The organism is Methylobacterium frigidaeris (assembly GCF_022179185.1).
Lineage (GTDB): Bacteria > Pseudomonadota > Alphaproteobacteria > Rhizobiales > Beijerinckiaceae > Methylobacterium > Methylobacterium frigidaeris.
Map to the genome: position 1 here is coordinate 76,495 of NZ_BPQJ01000011.1, position 16,938 is coordinate 93,432.

General features: G+C 70.7%; 13 protein-coding genes. 3 read left to right on the forward strand and 10 right to left on the reverse strand.

The annotated features are described in order from the left end of the window. Positions 1-61: 61 nt before the first annotated feature. Entirely contained in the window at positions 62-688 is a 627-nt protein-coding gene (locus MFF64_RS13565; RefSeq protein WP_099907535.1) for a S24 family peptidase, read from the forward strand. Positions 689-815: 127 nt separating this feature from the next. Here the strand turns inward: MFF64_RS13565 and MFF64_RS13570 are convergent, their stop codons facing one another. The 7 genes from MFF64_RS13570 to MFF64_RS13600 form a co-directional block, all read right to left on the reverse strand. Beyond that, entirely contained in the window at positions 816-4,361 is a 3,546-nt protein-coding gene (locus MFF64_RS13570) for a PAS domain-containing hybrid sensor histidine kinase/response regulator (RefSeq protein ID WP_099907537.1), read from the reverse strand. A gap of 97 nt (positions 4,362-4,458) precedes the next feature. After that, complete coding sequence (locus tag MFF64_RS13575) at positions 4,459-4,632, reverse strand: metallothionein (RefSeq protein ID WP_099907539.1); 174 nt, start codon at positions 4,630-4,632, stop codon at positions 4,459-4,461. Further along, positions 4,629-4,973: an ArsR/SmtB family transcription factor gene (locus MFF64_RS13580; RefSeq protein ID WP_207768237.1), complete on the reverse strand. Its 345-nt coding sequence runs from the start codon at positions 4,971-4,973 to the stop codon at positions 4,629-4,631. Before MFF64_RS13580 ends, MFF64_RS13575 begins: the two co-directional genes overlap by 4 nt. Positions 4,974-5,056: 83 nt before the next feature. After that, the gene (locus MFF64_RS13585; RefSeq protein WP_309296448.1) at positions 5,057-5,344 is read right to left on the reverse strand and encodes a hypothetical protein; all 288 of its coding nucleotides are present in this window, start codon (positions 5,342-5,344) and stop codon (positions 5,057-5,059) included. A gap of 316 nt (positions 5,345-5,660) precedes the next feature. Continuing rightward, the gene (gene glgA / locus MFF64_RS13590) at positions 5,661-7,076 is read right to left on the reverse strand and encodes a glycogen synthase GlgA (RefSeq protein WP_238191250.1); all 1,416 of its coding nucleotides are present in this window, start codon (positions 7,074-7,076) and stop codon (positions 5,661-5,663) included. A 335-nt stretch (positions 7,077-7,411) separates the two neighbouring features. After that, positions 7,412-9,067, reverse strand: a complete 1,656-nt coding sequence (locus MFF64_RS13595; protein ID WP_425324412.1) for an alpha-amylase family glycosyl hydrolase — start codon at positions 9,065-9,067, stop codon at positions 7,412-7,414. A 508-nt stretch (positions 9,068-9,575) separates the two neighbouring features. Next, positions 9,576-9,872 carry a hypothetical protein gene (locus MFF64_RS13600; protein ID WP_133123698.1) on the reverse strand — a complete coding sequence of 99 codons (297 nt, stop codon included), beginning with the start codon at positions 9,870-9,872 and terminating at the stop codon, positions 9,576-9,578. Here MFF64_RS13600 and MFF64_RS13605 point away from each other — a divergent pair. Next, on the forward strand, positions 9,789-12,338 hold the full coding sequence (locus tag MFF64_RS13605) for a glycogen/starch/alpha-glucan phosphorylase (protein ID WP_438823071.1): 2,550 nt from the start codon (positions 9,789-9,791) through the stop codon (positions 12,336-12,338). The genes MFF64_RS13600 and MFF64_RS13605 overlap by 84 nt on opposite strands. A gap of 184 nt (positions 12,339-12,522) precedes the next feature. Here the strand turns inward: MFF64_RS13605 and MFF64_RS13610 are convergent, their stop codons facing one another. Together MFF64_RS13610 and MFF64_RS13615 are read right to left on the reverse strand one after the other, a co-directional pair. Continuing rightward, entirely contained in the window at positions 12,523-14,082 is a 1,560-nt protein-coding gene (locus tag MFF64_RS13610; protein ID WP_238191199.1) for an OpgD/OpgG family glucan biosynthesis protein, read from the reverse strand. 10 nt (positions 14,083-14,092) lie between these two features. Continuing rightward, positions 14,093-14,272: a hypothetical protein gene (locus MFF64_RS13615; protein WP_165795677.1), complete on the reverse strand. Its 180-nt coding sequence runs from the start codon at positions 14,270-14,272 to the stop codon at positions 14,093-14,095. Between the two features lie 227 nt (positions 14,273-14,499). Between MFF64_RS13615 and MFF64_RS13620 the strand changes: the two genes are divergently transcribed. Then, complete coding sequence (locus MFF64_RS13620) at positions 14,500-16,098, forward strand: gamma-glutamyltransferase family protein (RefSeq protein WP_238191201.1); 1,599 nt, start codon at positions 14,500-14,502, stop codon at positions 16,096-16,098. Positions 16,099-16,307: 209 nt separating this feature from the next. Here the strand turns inward: MFF64_RS13620 and MFF64_RS13625 are convergent, their stop codons facing one another. Continuing rightward, the gene (locus tag MFF64_RS13625; RefSeq protein WP_099902199.1) at positions 16,308-16,907 is read right to left on the reverse strand and encodes an ActR/PrrA/RegA family redox response regulator transcription factor; all 600 of its coding nucleotides are present in this window, start codon (positions 16,905-16,907) and stop codon (positions 16,308-16,310) included. Positions 16,908-16,938 lie beyond the last annotated feature (31 nt).

A 16,938-nucleotide genomic window follows, 5' to 3' on the forward strand; every position in this document is an offset into this window, starting at 1 on the left:
TTCGGTACTTTACATTTGTTAGTTCGGTGGTGAACACCCACCCGCGTCAGGCCAAGCCCCCATGTTGTCCCACGACCGAATCTGGTCCGCCATCGATCATCTCGCGCAGCGTAACAACCTGACGGCGTCGGGCCTCGCCAAGCGCGCCGGGCTCGACGCGACGAGCTTCAACCGCTCGAAGCGGGTCAGCCCCGACGGGCGCAAGCGCTGGCCCTCGACGGAATCGGTCGCCAAGATCCTGGCCGCCACCGGCTCCACCCTCGACGACTTCCTGCACCTGATCGAGCCCCGGGATACCGGATCCCGCATCGCGGTGCCGCTGATCGGCAGCGAGAGCGCGGCGGGCCATATCGGGGCCGACGGCCTGCCGGGCAACGGCAGCGTCATGGCGGAGGTGGAGCTGCCGGGCCTCGGGCCGGAGCGCTGCTTCGCCATCGAGGTCCGGGACGGCGCCCTGGCCCCGCTCTACCGCGAGGGCGACGTGCTGGTGGTCTCCCCCACTGCGGCGATCCGCAAGGGCGACCGGGTGGTGACGTGCCTGGGCGGCGGAGGCATCCTGGTCGCCGAGCTGAAGCGGCGCACCGCCCGGGCCGCTGAGCTCAGCGGGCCGGTGCCCGGCGAGCCGGACCGGGTCGTCCCGATCTCGGAGATCGCCTGGATGGCCCGGGTGATGTGGGTGCGACACTAATACCCTGGCGCCTTCGCCTCGACGTGTCGATGCGAAGGCGACCGGCGCATCAGCGCCGGCGCTCATTCGGGCTTGCCTGGCACCGTCGAACGCGTCCGTTCGAAGGAGCGGCGGTATAAAACGGCGTCTATTCCGCCGCCGCCCGCTGGTTGCGCCACTGGGTCAGCAGGGCGCGGAGCGCGGCGGGCTTGAGGGGTTTGCTCAGAACCTGGACGCGCTGCGCCCCTGCCGCATCGCGCACGTCCGGCGAGCGGTCGGCGGTGAGGAGCACCGCCGGGATGTCGGCGGCGAGCGCCGCTCTCAGGCCCGCGATGAGGTCGAGGCCGGTGCCCTGGTCGAGGTGATAATCGGCCACGATCACGTCCGGGCGCAAGGACCCGCCGAGCACCAGGGCCAGGGCCTCGCTGAGCGAGCCGGCGGTGTGCAGCGCGCAGCCCCAGCTGCCGACGAGCACCCGCATCCCGTCGACGATCGCCGGCTCGTTGTCGACCGCGAGCACCGTCAATCCGGCGAGCGGCACGGTGGCCGGGCGCGGTGCCTCGCCCAGCGCCTCGACCACCGGCCGCAAGGGCGCCCCCGGCACTGCGACCGAGAAGGCCGAGCCGCGGCCGGGCGTCGAGGCAAGGCTCAGCGGATGGTCGAGGAGGCGCGCGGTGCGCTCGACGATCGACAGGCCGAGGCCGAGGCCGCGCGCCACCCGCGCGCCCTGGTCGAGGCGCTGGAACTCCCGGAAGACCAGCTTCTGCTGCGCGGCCGGGATGCCGAGCCCGGTATCCAGCACCATCAGCACCACCCGGTCGCCGCGCCGCCGCGCGCCGACGAGCACGCGGCCCTCCGGCGTGTACTTGATGGCATTCGACACGAGGTTGTGCAGGAGCCGGCGCAGCAATTGCCGGTCGGAGCGCACGGCCAGCGACGAGGGCATCACGGTCAGGGAAAGCCCCTTCTCCTGCGCCATCGGGCCGAACTCGCGCTGGACCTGACGGAACAGCTCCGACACCCGCACGATCGAGAGCTGAGGCTTCAGCGCCCCGGTATCGAGGCGCGAGATCTCGAGCAACGCGGTCAGGATCTCCTCGACGGCGTCGAGGGAGGCGTCGACGTTCTCGGCCAGCGTCGGGTCGGTGCCCCGGTCGCGCTCGACCAGCGCGCTGGCATAGAGCCGCGCGGCGTTGAGCGGCTGGAGGATGTCGTGGCTGGCAGCGGCCAGGAAGCGGGTCTTCGAGGCGTTGGCCTCCTCGGCTTCGGCCTTGGCCCGGGTCAGCGCCGCGTTGAGGCGGGTCAGCTCCTCGGTGCGCTCGCGCACCCGGGTCTCCAATTCCTCGTTGAGGCGGGTGCGGGCCTCCTCGGCGGCGACCGAATCGGTCACGTCGGTATAGGTCGCCACCACGCCGCCATTGGGCAGCAGGTTGGCGCGGATCTCGATCACCCGGCCGCTCGGGTGCAGGCGCAGGCGCTGCGGCCCGGCTTCGAGCCGGAAGGCCGCGATGCGCTCGCGCACCAGGGTGTCGGCGTCCCGTGCCCCGTAGGCGCCGCGGCCGGCATTGAAGCGCACGATGGCCTCGAGCCCGATGCCGGTCTGGATCATGTCCGGCGGCAGGTCGTACAGGTCGGCGAAGGCGCGGTTCCAGACGATCAGCTTCATGTCGCGGTCGAAGACCGTGATGCCCTGCTTGGCGTGATCGAGGCCGTGCTGGAGGATGTCGCGGCTGTACTGGAACGCCGCCGAGGCGTCGTCGAGGAGCTTGAGCGCTGCCCGAGGCGAGACGTTGCGCCGGCGCAGCAACAGCGACAGGGCGAGCCGGGCCGAGGAGGCCCCGATCGCCGAGGCGAGCAGGTGCTCGGCGTGGCGCAGCTCGGGCAGGCCGGCGATCGCCTCGTCCCGCACCGGCCCGCGGCCCTGCGCTTGCGCGAAATCCTCGAAGGCCCGCACCGCCCGTTCCTCGCCGAGGAAGCGAGCCACCGTCGCGCGCAGCTCCGCCAAGGTCACGGCGCTGCGAAACAGCCGGAATGTCGGCGCGACGGGCCCGGCCTCGTCGAGGCCGGAGACCTGCCCGAACGCCTCGGCCTGCAGACGCTCGATCGCGGTCGGCGGACGCAGGAGCGAGCCGGCGATGTAGGCCAGCGTGTTGAGGCCGAGGCTCCACAGCGTGCCGTGGACGAGGCGGGGAAAGTCGTCGACGCCCATCAGCGCCGTCGGGCTCAACGCCGCGATGCCGAACGGCCCCTCGGCGATGAGCGTCGCCGCCCAGCCGTCCCCGGTGACGAGGCTCGGCAGCAGCAGGGTGTAGAGCCAGACCGCGAAGCCGACGAGCAGCCCCGCCGCGGCGCCCAGGCCGGTGCCCCGGCCCCAGTAGAGCGCGCCGACGAAGGCCGGACCGATCTGAGCCACCGCCGCGAAGGACAGGAGCCCGATCGAGGCGAGCGCCACCTCGCCGGCGACCCGCGAATAGGCGTAGGCCACCAGCACCACCGCCACGATGGCCGCGCGCCGCACCACCAGCACGTAGCCGCCGAGATCCGGGGCGCCGGGCTCGGGGGAGGGGGCGGCGCCCGCCACGAGGTTGCGCCGCCGCAACGCCACCGGGATGACGAGGTGGTTCGAGATCATGATCGCCACCGCGACCGACTCGACGATCACCATCGCGGTCGCCGCCGAGAGGCCGCCGATGAAGGCGACGAGGGCGATGCCGTCGGCCCGCTCGTGCAGCGGCAGGGCGAGCACCGTCATGTCGCGCTGCACCGATCCCTCCGGGAAGAGGGCGAGGCCGGCGAGCGCCAGCGGCACCACGAACAGGTTGATGAGCACGAGGTAGAGCGGGAAGGTCCAGGCCGCCCGCCCGACATCGGCGACCGCGCGGTTCTCCACCACCGCCATGTGGAACTGGCGCGGCAGCAGCAGCACCGCCGCCGCCGAGAGCAGGGTCTGGACGATCAGCGTCGCAGGGCCGGAGGTCTGCCCGACCAGGGTGCCGAGCCCGTGCACCGCGCTCGAGGCCTCCGGCAGGTCGCCCAGCATCCAGCCGACCACGAAGCCGCCGACGGTGAGGAAGGCCAGCAGCTTGACGAGGGATTCCAGCGCCACCGCGAGCGTCAGCCCGTCCTGGTGCTCGGTGGCGTCGGCGTGGCGGGTGCCGAAGGCGACCGCGAAGCCCGCCAGCACCAGGGCCACGAACAGGCCGAGGTCGCCCAGCATGTCGGCCGGTGCGCCGACCCCGTCGGTGGCGTGCAGGAAGACCTGGAGCGAGGCCGCCACCGCCCGCAATTGCAGGGCGATGTAGGGCACCGCGCCCACCACCGCGATCAGGCAGACCAGGGCGGCGATGCGCTCGCTCTTGCCGTAGCGGGCGGCGATGAAATCGGCGATCGAGGTCGAGTTCTGGGCCTTGGCGATCCGCACCACCCGGGCGACGAGCCGGTAGCCGAAGCCCACCACCAGGACCGGGCCGACATAGATGGTGAGGAAGTCGAGGCCGGCGTGGCTCGCGAGGCCGACCGAGCCGAAGAAGGTCCAGGAGGTGCAGTAGACCGCGAGCGACAGGGCGTAGATCGTCGGCCGCACCCGCGCATCGCGCATCAGGGTCCGCCCGGCCACGTCGCCCCAATGGGCCACCGCGAACAGGGCGCAGATATAGACGAGGGCCGCCAGCACCACCGTCCAGCCCGCGATCATCGGTACCGTCCATCCCCGGCCCGGGCGGGGGGCCCGGGCATTGCTCGTGTCCGGGGCTTTAGAGCATGTCGGGGCCGGATTGCGACCCTGACCTCGCTCAGCCGTGGCAGGTGCAGCCGGCGTGGTCGCAGCCGGCATGGTGGGGATGGCCCTCGGCGCATTCCTCGCAGCAGAACGCCTTGCCGTCGCGGGACACGGCCTTCGCCACCGGGACGACGCAGACGCAGTCCTCGCAGGCGCATTTCACGGTCTCGGCAGGGGTGCTGGTCATGGTTCCGGTTCCTCTTCGGCGTGATTGTGGGTGTGATGGGCGTGGTCGTGCGGCTCGGTGAGGTGGGCGACCATGTTGCGCAGCACGTCGCGCACGTGATCGTCGTCGATCGCGTAAGCGACGTGCCGGCCGTTGCGCACGGCGCGCAGGATGCGGGCCGTGCGCAACAGGCGCAGGTGATGCGAGGTCAGCGATTGCGACAGGCCGAGCGCCTCGCCGATCTCGCCGACCGTGCGGTCTACCTCCAGGCAGGCGAGCACGATGCGCAGGCGGTTCGGCTCGCCGAGGAGCCGAAAGACCTCCGCCACGTCCGCGACCTGCTCCGACGACAGGAGCCGCACGCCGGGCTCTCCTCAACACATGAACACGCGCTCATGTGTTGCTGCCGCAGGGTCAGATGTCAAGGGCGGATGAGGCACGCTGGTCAGTCGTCGTCGATATCGGCCGGTGAGCCCGGCGCCATGGGACCATCATCCTCGACGTCGTTGTCGTCGAAGAGGCCCGGCGGTCCGTCGAAGCCCACGACCCCGTCCGGATTGTCCGGCGTGACGTTCGGATCGAGTGCCGGAGGTTGGCCGTCCTGATGAAGCCTGCGCTCGAGCCGTCGCTCGCGTCTGAGATCGCGCTGGATCGGCACGTCGTCCGACCCTTGCGCGAACAAGGCTGTGCCGGCGTCGATGCAGACGACGCCGAGCAGGGCTACCGCGATCATGGCTCTCATCACTGACTCCCTGGCCCCGAGACGTGATGCATTGCTGCCCCGGAACTCTGCCCTGCCGTGACGGTGCCGTCTGCCGCCACGTTCGGCGGGGGTGCCGCGCTTATCTCGGATGGCTCGTCTTGGACAGTTCGTCTTCGACGGATGTGCCCGCGCCCGAGGCGGACCTGTCATGGACATCAGCCGGGGCATGGCGGGGCCGGTGCTTCATCTCCGCGAACCATCCCTTGGGATCGCCCCCAACGCGAACGACCCCGCAGCGCGTCGGCGCTGCGGGGTCGAGAAGGAATCTTGACTGGGAAGGTACGTCTCAGGCGACGGCGCGCATCCGCATCAGATCGGCGCCGTTGCCGACGACGCGGGTATAGAGCGAGGAGTAACCGTCGGCGGCCTTGTCCCAGCCGAACTCGCGGGCCATGGCGCTGCGGCGCATCGCTCCAAGGCGACGCTTCGAGGCGAAGACGTCGAAGGCGCGGCGGATCGCGCCGCTCAGGCCCTTGAGCGAGGCCTCGCCGAACAGGAAGCCGGTGACCCCGTCCTCGACGGTGTCGGCCAGTCCCCCGGTGCGGTGGGCGATCGGCAAGGAGCCGAAGCGCTGCGCGTACATCTGGGCGAGGCCGCAGGGCTCGAAGCGCGACGGCATCAGCAGGAAGTCGCTGCCGGCGAACATCCGGTGGGCGTCGGTCTCCTCGAAGCCGACCCGCACCCCGACCGCGCCGGGATGGCGCCGGGCGAGGTCGAGGAAGGCGGCCTCGAACCGGGGCTCGCCCTGGCCGGTCACCACGAGCTGCCCGCCCTCGGCGACGATCGACTCGGCCGCCGCGAGCGTCAGGTCGACGCCCTTCTGGTGCACGAGGCGCGACACGATGGCGAAGAGCGGGCCGCGTGAGACGCCGAGACCGAACCGGGTGCGCACCGCGTCGGCATTGGCGCGCTTGCCTTTCCAGTCATCGGGCTCGAAGCGGGTGGCGAGGTGGGGATCGGTGCGGGGGTCCCAGGCCTCGTCGATCCCGTTGAGGATGCCGGCGAGCCGTCCCTGATGGGCGCGGGTGCGCAGCAGCCCGTCGAGGCCACAGCCGAATTCCGGCGTGGTGATCTCGTGGGCGTAAGTTTCGCTCACGGTGGTGACGTGCGAGGCGTAGAACAGGCCCGCCTTGAGGAAGGACAGCTTGCCGTAGAACTCGACCCCGTCGATGTGGAAGGCGCTCTCCGGCACGCCGAGGCGGCCGAGATTCTCCCACGGGAACAGACCCTGATAAGCGAGATTGTGGATGGTGAGCACGCTCGGCGTGCGCTGGCCGCGCCAAGCCAGGTAGGCCGGGGCGAGCGCGGTCTGCCAGTCGTTGAGGTGCAGGAGATCGGCGCGCCACTCGGGATCGACGCCCTGGGCAAGTTCGGCAGCCGCGAGGCTGAGACGGCCGAACCGCAGGTCGTTGTCCGGGAAGTCGGCGCCCTGGTCGCCGTAGGGCGAGCCGTCGCGCTCGTAGAGCGCTGAGTTGAGGATGACGTAGACCGGAAGGCCGTCGCCGGTCTCGATCAGGCCGAGGTCGCAGGGCGGCATCTCGGCGCTGCCGGCGAGATGGGCCACCACCGGAATGTCGGAGTAGCGGTCGACGACTTGGCGGTAGCCCGGGATCAGAATGCGCACGTCGTAGTGCTGGCGCAGGGCCCGGGGCAGGGACGCCGCGACTTCGCCCAGGCCGCCGGTCTTCAGGAAATCGGCCATCTCGGGCGTCGCGTAAAGGATCCGCGGCTTGAGCGAGCCGCGCAAGCCCTCCACGGCCCCTCGCGGGGAGCCGCCAGACGGCAGAGCCGGCGCCTGCGAAGCCGACCGTGCCGACGCCGGAAATGTCATGAATGAGCCCCCACGCCGCGAGCCGGACGGATTGCATGCGGACAATGCCGCGGCGTACCGCCACGACAACGCGCCATTCCGGCTCCGGTTCCAGTGCACTGCACAATATCAGACCGGGCGGGGACGGCAAGACAAAATTGATTAACGGAAAGCAAAAATCCCGTTTCTCGCCGCCTCCCGAAGCTGTGCCGCGCGGGGCGCAGAGCTTAGGCGGGTAAATGCCCGGGCCGACCGTTCGCCGCCGACGCGCGCCGGATCAGCACCAGGGCCTCGTCTCCCGCAAGTGCGAAGCACCCCTCCTGCGGGCCCTCGCCACGTCGGCCGCCGGCACTCGACAGCAGCACTTCCCAGCCCGAATCGGACGGCACCTCGGTGTAGCAAGCTTCATGCCCGAAATTGAGCGCGACCCGGATGACGTCGGCGCCGTGCAGGCGCTCGTAGACGAGGACGTCCCGCGAGACCGACACCGCCCGGTAGGCGCCGATGCTGAGCGCCGGATGGTCGCGCCGGAGCGCGATCAGGCGCCGGTGGAGGGTCAGCATCGAGGTCGCATCGTCGCGCAGGCACTCGACGTTGCGGGTCTGTGCCTGGGGATCGACGGGCAGCCAGGGCTCGACGGTGGAGAAGCCCGCATGGGGGCCGGGCGCCCACTGCATCGGCGTGCGCTCCGGATCGCGGCCGCGGCCGGGCTCGTTGTGCTCCCAGGGGTCGCGCACCCGCTCCGGCGGGATCGGCACCCGGCTTAAGCCGATCTCGTCGCCGTAATAGAGCGTCGGGGTACCCCGCAGGGTGAGGAGCAGCACGGCCGCCACCCGTGCCTGCGCGTCGCCGACCCGTGCGGCGATGCGCGGCTGGTCGTGGTTCCCGAGCACCCAGTTCGGCCAGCCGCCCGCGGGCAGGGCCGCCTCGTACTCCGCGATCAGCCGCGCCACGGCTTCGGCGCGCCACGGCGTCTGGATCAGCTGGAAGTTGAACGGCAGGTGCGCGCCCGACAGGTCGACGCCGTAATACGCCACCAGCCGCTCCAGCGGCAGGTAGATCTCGCCGATCAGCACCCGCGCGTCGTACTCCTCCAGCACCGCCCGCATCTCGGCGATGACCTGCATCACCTCGGGCTGGTCGGCGGAGTGGAGCTGAACCAGGCTATTGATCTCAGGCTCGCCCGGCACGTAATCCGGGTTGACCGGATTGTCGCGAAGGGCCTCGTCCTTCATCAGGTGCCAGATCACGTCGACCCGGAACCCGTCGACGCCGCGGTCGAGCCAGAAGCGCAGCACGTCCAGCATCGCGGCGCGCACCTGCGGGTTGCGCCAGTTCAGGTCGGGCTGCTCGCGCAGGAAGGCGTGGTAGTAGTATTGCCCGGTCGCCGGATCGAGGGTCCAGGCCGGGCCGCCGAAATTGCTGATCCAGTTGTTCGGCGGACCGCCGTCGGGGGCGGCATCGCGCCAGATGTACCAGTCGCGCTTCGGGTTGTCGCGCGACGATCTGGACTCCCGGAACCACGAATGCTCCTCAGAGGTGTGGTTCGGCACGAAGTCCATGATCACACGCAGGCGGCGGCGATGCGCGTCCGCCACCAGTGCGTCGAAATCGGCGAGCGTGCCGAAGAGCGGATCGATGTCGCAGTAATCCGAGACGTCGTAGCCGTAATCCGCCATCGGCGAGCGGCAGACCGGCGACAACCACAGGGCATCGACCCCGAGCCAAGCCAGGTAGTCGAGCCGGGCGGTCACGCCCCGAAGGTCGCCGACGCCATCGCCGTTCGTGTCCTGGAACGAGCGCGGATAGACCTGGTAGACGACCCCCGCCTTCCACCACAGCTCGCCCGCCAGCAGGCGCTCGGGGGTCGTATCCTCGGTCATCCTGGGCTCCTGGGCAGATCGTCGGGCGATTTTCGTGTGCAGAGGACGTGTTTGTATTCAGAAGCGACAGCCCCCGGGCCTCGCCGCGATACCCCGCGACGTCGAGACACGTTCGAGCCCCGGTGCGTCGGCACCCGCACCGGCGTTAGGGTTGAGTAGGCCGGCCACCGGCCTTATATGAGCGCTCGCGGCGGCGCCCTGCGGGGAAGCCGTCGCATCGCATCCGGTTCCCGCGCCTCTGCGCGCGAGACCCCAAGCGTGGCAAGCCTGCATCACCGGCGGCCACGACACCGTCATGACGCGGCTGACGGGGAGGGGGCGCAGCGCGCTCGAGCCAGGCCTGAGCCAGGACCGAGGCGCCGGACGTGCGACCTGTCGTGACCAAAGGGCTAGGCCCGGGGGGTTAGACCCAAGGTGCAATCTTGCCCCGACGGTAACCCTTCCCGCAGGGTATCCCTTAACCCTAAGGTCCGGCGTGCAGGTCGTCCCGAGGCCGTTCACACTCGCTTCAGGCCGCTTCGTCAAAATCAAGTCTCGTTTCCGTGAGACGTGTCGGGACAGCAACACGCCGTAAGTCATACGCTCGAGCTTGTCCGAACGTCTCGACATCGCCGTTCCACAGCCACACGATGCTGCCGTGGCCGAAGGTTTGCTGCACAGCACGCGACGTGAGATCGCGCTGCAGCGACGAGAGACCTGCGGCAGGGAAGGGGGTTCCAAGGTGCTGAACGAAGTTTTTCTGTCCGGTCGCCAGCGTGACGAGAGTCGCCAGGACTCGGCTCCGCGGGATGCGCAGGCCCTGCATGATGCTGAGACGCCGCGCTCCTGGATGCCGCAGGCCGCGCCCGCCGCGCCCGCGGGCGACGAGGTCACGGTGATGCGCACCGCGATCCTGGCCAAGCTCGCCTACGCCCTGGGCAAGACGCCGGCGACCGCCCGCGACCGCGACTGGTTCGTGGCGACGGCTCTGGCCCTGCGCGACCGGGCGGTCGCCGCCAGCGCCAACGCGGCCGGGATCGTGCCGCCCAAGCGCGTGCACTACCTCTCCCTCGAATTCCTGATCGGCCGCCTGCTCTCCGACGCGATGGGCAATCTCGGCGTGGCCGAGACGGTGCGGGCGGCGCTGAGCGGTCTCGGCGTCGATCTCGACGCGGTCGCGGGCGCCGAGCCCGACGCGGCGCTCGGCAACGGTGGCCTGGGGCGCCTCGCCGCCTGCTTCATGGAGAGCATGGCGAGCCTCGCGATTCCCGCCTACGGCTACGGCATCCGCTACGATCACGGCCTGTTCCGGCAGGTGATCGAGGACGGGGTCCAGCGCGAGGTGCCGGAGACCTGGCTGTCCGAGGGCAACCCCTGGGAGTTCGAGCGCGCGGACGCGGCCTGCGAGGTCGGCTTCGGCGGCGACGTCGCGATGAGCGTCCAGCCGGACGGCACCCTGCGCCGGGTCTGGCGCCCGGCCGAGACCGTGCGCGCCGTGCCCTACGACACGCCGGTGATCGGGCGAGGCGCCAAGCACGTCAACGCGCTGCGCCTCTGGGCGGCCCGCGCGGTCGAGCCCGTGGATCTCGCCCGCTTCAATGCCGGCGACCATGTCGGCGCGGTCGCCGAGCGCGCCCGGGCCGAGGCGATCTCGCGGGTGCTCTATCCGAGCGACGGCACGCCGGCCGGCCAGGAACTGCGCCTGCGCCAGGAATTCTTCTTCACCTCGGCCTCGCTGCAGGATCTCGTGCGCCGCCACGTCGCCGAGCGCGGCGACCTGCGCTCGCTGCCCGACCACGCGGCGATCCAGCTTAACGACACCCACCCGGCCATCGCGGTGCCGGAGCTGATGCGGCTCCTCGTCGACGTGCACGGCCTGTCCTGGGAGGATGCCTGGCACGTCACCACCCAGACGCTGGGCTACACCAACCACACCCTGATGCCGGAGGCCCTGGAGACCTGGCCGGTGGAGCTGATGGAGCGGCTGCTGCCGCGCCACATGCAGATCATCTACCTGATCAACTGGATGCATCTCGAGGAGGTGTCGAAGCACGGCGCCTCGCTCGCACGGCTCGCCGAGGTCTCGCTCATCGACGAGAGCCACGGCAAGCGGGTGCGGATGGGCCATCTCGCGTTCCTCGGCGCGCGGCGGGTCAACGGCGTCTCGGCGCTCCACACCGAACTGATGCGCCAGACGGTGTTCGCGCCGCTCCACGCCCTCGACACCGACAAGATCGTCAACAAGACCAACGGCATCACTTTCCGGCGCTGGCTCCACAACGCCAATCCGGGCCTCACCCGGCTCGCGGTCGAGGCGGTCGGGCCGAAGGTGCTCGACGATCCGCGCCACCTCGAGGGGCTGGCGGCCTTCGCCGACGATGCCGGCTTCCAGGCGCGCTACGCGGCGGTGCGTCGCGAGCGCAAGGAGGCGCTCGCCCGGGTGGTCGAGGAGCGCACCGGCATCACCCTCGATCCGGAGGCCCTGTTCGACGTCCAGATCAAGCGCATCCACGAGTACAAGCGCCAGCTCCTCAACATCCTGGAGACGGTCGCGCTCTACCAGGCGATCAAGGCCGAGCCGCATCGCGACTGGACGCCCCGGGTCAAGCTGTTCGCCGGCAAGGCGGCGCCGAGCTACCATCAGGCCAAGCTGATCATCCGGCTCGCCAGCGACGTGGCCAAGCGCGTCAACGCCGATCCGGACGTGGCCGGCCGCCTGACGGTGGCCTTCGTGCCGAACTACTCGGTGAGCCTCGCCGAATCGATCATCCCGGCGGCCGACCTGTCGGAGCAGATCTCGACCGCGGGCCTCGAGGCCTCGGGCACCGGCAACATGAAGCTGGCGCTCAACGGCGCGCTCACCATCGGCACGCTCGACGGTGCCAATATCGAGATCAAGGACCATGTCGGGCCGGAGAACATCTTCATCTTCGGTCTCGACGCGGCCGGGGTGCAGCGCACGCAGAGCCAGCCGGGCTATGCCGGCCGCGCCATCGCGGCCTCGCCGCGCCTGCGCGCCGCCCTCGACGTGATCGCCGCGGGCGGGTTCTCGCCGTCCGAGCCGGGCCGCTTCCGTCCGCTCGTCGACGAGCTGACCCACGGCGACCGCTTCCTGCTCACCGCCGATTTCGACGATTACTGGCGCGCCCAGCGCGAGGTCGATGCAGCTTGGCGCCGGCCCCGGACCTGGTGGCGCGCGGCGATCCTCAACACCGCCCGCACGGCGTGGTTCTCGTCGGACCGGACGATGCGGGAATATGCCGAGGAGATCTGGCGGGTGCGGGTGGCTTGAACGACCCGACTGCATGACGAAGAAGAAAGCCCCGCGGCGCGAGCCGCGGGGCTTTCTTCTTCGGAAGCTGGACTACTCACGTCTCCGCTTCATGACGTCATCCCGAGGCTCGCCGAAGGCGAGAGCCCGGCGAGACCCCGGGATGACGGTGGAAAGCAGGAAGGTCTGAAGGTCTGCCGCCGGCTCACGCCGGCGGGATATACTGGTACGTCCAGGTCTCGCTCAGCGTCTCGTCGCCTCGGCGCAGGAACAGCCGCAGCTCCACCGGCTCCGCGCCCGTCACCGCGAGGTCGAACTCGGCCCGCCAATGGCCCGGCACGTCGTCCGGCACCGCCTCGGTGCGGGCGAGCGGGAAGGTGCCGCGGGAGGCGGTGAGCACCGCTTCCGGCTTCACCCCGGCCGGCAGCTTCGCCAGCGGCTCGCCCAGAAACTCCACCACGAACTTGCGCACGCCCTTCGGCCGGTCGGTGCCCGCCTGGCCGCCATTGCCCTCCCGGGTCGCGACGCAAGCCGCGAGGTTGCTCGGATAGGGCTCGTCCGCGACCCAGTGCAGGCGGTAGGCGAGGTCGTGCGAGGTGCCGGCGCGGGCGGGTTCCGCCGGCACCCACATCGCCACCACGTTGTCGTGGATCTCGTCGTCGGTGGCGTTCTCGACTAGCTGCACGCTGCCCTTCCCCCAATCACCCAGGGGCTCGACCCAGAGCGAGGGCCGGCGGTCGTAGTAGACGCCGTCCTGGTAATGGTCGAACAGGCGGTCGCGCTGCATCAGCCCGAATCCGCGCGGGCGCTCGTCGGAGAAGGCCGAGACCATGGTGCGGGGCGGGTTGCGCAACGGGCGCCAGATCCGCTCGCCGGTGCCGGTCCAGAGCGCCAGGCCGTCGGAATCGTGCACCTCCGGGCGCCAGTCGGTCGCCGTCGGCTTCGCCGTCTCGGAGAACCAGTACATCGAGGTCAAGGGCGCTAGGCCGAAGCGGCCGACATCCTTGCGCAGGTGCAGGCTCGCCTCGATGTCCATCACCACCGACTTGGTGCGGCGCATCCGGAACCGGTAGGCACCGGCGGCCGAGGGGCCGTCGAGGAGCGTCAGGACCGTGACGATGTCGGAATCCGGCGCCGGGGTCTCGAACCAGACATGGGTGAAGTCCGGGAATTCCTCGGGCCGGTCGGGCATGACGGTGTCGAGGGCGAGGCCGCGCGCTGAGAGGCCGTACTGGTAGAGTTCGCCGATCGCCCGGAAATACGAGGCGCCGAGGAAGGCGACCCAGTCGTTGCGGCGCCAGTCGAGGGGACCGCCGCGGCGCTCCTGGAAGCGAAAACCCGCGAAGCCAGGATTCGGCGGCAGACGCCGGGCCGGTGAATCCGCCGGCATCTCGAAGGCGGCCGGATCGTAGATGATCTCGCGCGCCTGGCCCCCCTCCACCACGTGCATCCGCACCGGCTTCTGGAAGTAGCGGCCGAGATGGAAGAACGTGACCGGGAAGGCGCTCGGGCCCTCGGCCCAGAGAGCGTGGTCGGGCTTGTACTTCAGCTTGCCGTGGGCGTCGTAATCGATCGCCTGCAGCACGTCGCGGTCGGGTATCGCTGGCGGCACGTAGGGCCGGCCGGCCAGGTCCCGGGCCCGGGCCTTGAGAGACTCGAAGCTGAAGGCCTCGGGCCGGCCGAGCGGCAGCTCCGCAGCCAGCACTTCGGGGCCGGAGCCGAGCAGGAGCGCGGCGCCGGCGAGCAGCGTACGGCGGTCGATCATCGTGGCGCCCTTAGCGGATCGGCTCGATGCTGGTGGCCCGGCGCCAGAGCTGGACCATGATGGAGAGGGCGCCCAGGCTGAACAGCACCATCAGCCCATGGCCGATCGTGTCGCCGAGCTCGAAGATGCCGGCCAGGGCCCAGCCCGCCGCGATCGCCACCGCGAACACCTCGACGCCGACCAGCACCATGATGCTGAGGATGGTGACGAGGCTGCGGGGCTTGAGGGAACCTGATGCGGGCACGCGGCCTGATCCTTGTTCGGGACGGACGGGGCGACGGACGATGCCCGGGCGGCATGCGCCTATCGTTTCACGGCTCCGGGCACTAGCCTGAACCGGCCGCACCGCGCAACCTCGCGGATCCCCGCTTGGCTGTTTCGTAACGTCACCGCAAGCCCAGAGTCATCCAAGCCCAGATGCCCGAGACTCCCGTCTTCTCCCGCGCCGCCTGCGCGGCTCCCCACCACCTCGCGGCCGAGGCCGGCCGGGCCATCCTCGACGAGGGCGGCAATGCCGTCGAGGCGATGCTCGCCATGGCGGCGACGATCGCGGTGGTCTACCCCCACATGAACGGCCTCGGCGGCGACGGCTTCTGGCTGGTGCGCGGGCCGAACGGCATCGTGCGGGCGATCGAGGCCTGTGGGCCGGCCGGCAGCCTCGCGACGATCCGGCGCTACCGCGACAAGGGCTACGACGCGATCCCCGAACGCGGGCCCGACGCCGCCCTGACCGTGGCCGGCGCCGTCGGCGGCTGGGCCCTCGCCCACGAGATCGCCCGCGATCTCGGCGGGCGCCTGCCCCTCGCCCTGCTCCTCTCCGACGCGGTCCGGCACGCCCGCGAGGGCGTCGCGGTCTCTTCGTCCGAGGCGCGCTACGTGCCCAAGGAGCTCGACACGCTCCACGACCAGCCCGGCTTCCGCGAGACCTTCCTCATCGACGGCCAGCCGCCGAAGGCCGGAGCGATCCGGAAACTGCCGGCCCTCGCCGCCACCCTGGAGCAGCTCGGCCATGCCGGGCTCGACGACTTCTACCGCGGCGACATCGGCCGCGAGGTCGCCGCCGACCTCGAACGGGCCGGGAGCCCGGTCACCCGCGGCGACATCGAGCGATACCGGGCAGTGTCGCGGGCGCCGCTCTCGCTGAAAGTCTCGGGCGGAACGGTCTACAATTGCCCGCCGCCGAGCCAGGGTCTCGCCGCCCTGACGATCCTCGGCCTCTACGAGCGCCTGGGCAGCATTCGCCCCGAGACGGCGGCTCATTATCACGGGCTCATCGAGGCGACGAAGCGGGCCTTCCGGATCCGCGACGCGGTGGTGACCGATTTCGACCGCCTGCGCCACGACCCCGCGCGTTTCCTCACGCCGGAGCGGCTGGAGGCGGAGGCCGCGGCGATCCGGATGGACCGGGCCTCGCCCTATCCGGTGCGCCCGGTCGGTGACGGCGACACGGTGTGGATGGGGGCGATCGATCAGGACGGCGTCGCGGTCTCCTACATCCAGTCGGTTTACTGGGAGTTCGGCTCCGGCCTCGTCCTGCCGCGCACCGGCCTCACCTGGCAGAATCGCGGCGTCGCCTTCTCCCTCGATCAGAGCGCCGTCAATCCGCTCGAGCCGGGACGGCGGCCATTCCACACCCTCAACCCGGCGCTCGCCGTCCTCGCCGACGGGCGGGTGCTCTCCTACGGCAGCATGGGCGGCGACGGGCAGCCGCAGTTCCAGGCCCAGGTCTTCACCCGCTACGCTCAGTACGGGATGGGCGTCGCCGAGGCGGTGGACGCGCCGCGCTTCCTGTTCGGCCGCACCTGGGGGGCCGAATCGATGACCGTGAAGGTCGAGGACCGGTTCGACTCGTCCTGCATCGCGGCGCTCGCGCGGATGGGGCACGAGGTCGAGGAGCTGGGCGGGTCGTACATCGATTCGCTCGGCCATGCCGGCCTGCTGGTGCGCCACCCTGGCAACGGGCGGGTCGAGGCGACGCATGATCCGCGGTCGGATGGTGGGGCGGCTGGGGTGTAGATCCCTCCAGCATTCCGTCTCATTCGCGCGACGGCACCCATACCCACCCCGTCATTCCGGAGCCGCGCTGCGGAGTCCGGAATCACAAATGGGGAAGACGCAAGCGGAACGCTGGTCGCGAGATCCAAGGAGCTCGGAGGCCTACACACGCGAAGGGCCCGGCACCTCCCAGCGCCGGGCCCTTAACGCTCTCATCCCTCATTCCCGCCTCAGCGCGGCGCGCGCTTCGCAAGGATCCGCTGCAGCGTGCGCCGGTGCATGTTGAGCCGGCGCGCCGTCTCCGACACGTTGCGGCCGCACAGCTCGTAGACGCGCTGGATGTGCTCCCAGCGCACCCGGTCGGCCGACATCGGGTTCTCCGGCGGGTCGGCCCGCTCGCCGGGCTCGGCCATCAGGGTGCCGTGGATCTCGTCCGCGTCGGCGGGCTTCGCCAGGTAGTCGAAGGCGCCGAGCTTGACCGCGGTCACGGCGGTGGCGATGTTGCCGTAGCCGGTCAGGATCACGCCGCGGGCCTCGGGCCGGCGTTCCTTCAGGCGCGCGATCACGTCGAGGCCGTTGCCGTCGCCGAGCCGCATGTCGATGACGGCGAAGGCCGGCGGCTGCGCGTCGACCGCCGAGACGCCCTCGGCCACGCTCTCGGCGACGTGCACCCGGTAGCCGCGCGCCTCCATGGCCCGGGCGAGGCGGGTCGAGAACGGCTTGTCGTCGTCCACGATCAGCAGGCTGCGGTCGGCGTGGTTGAGGAGGGCGTCGCCCTCCGGGATGGTACCGGCCGAGGCCTCCGGGCTCAGTGTTCCGTACTGCGTCATCAGGCGACGCTCCTCCGAATTTCAATCAGTC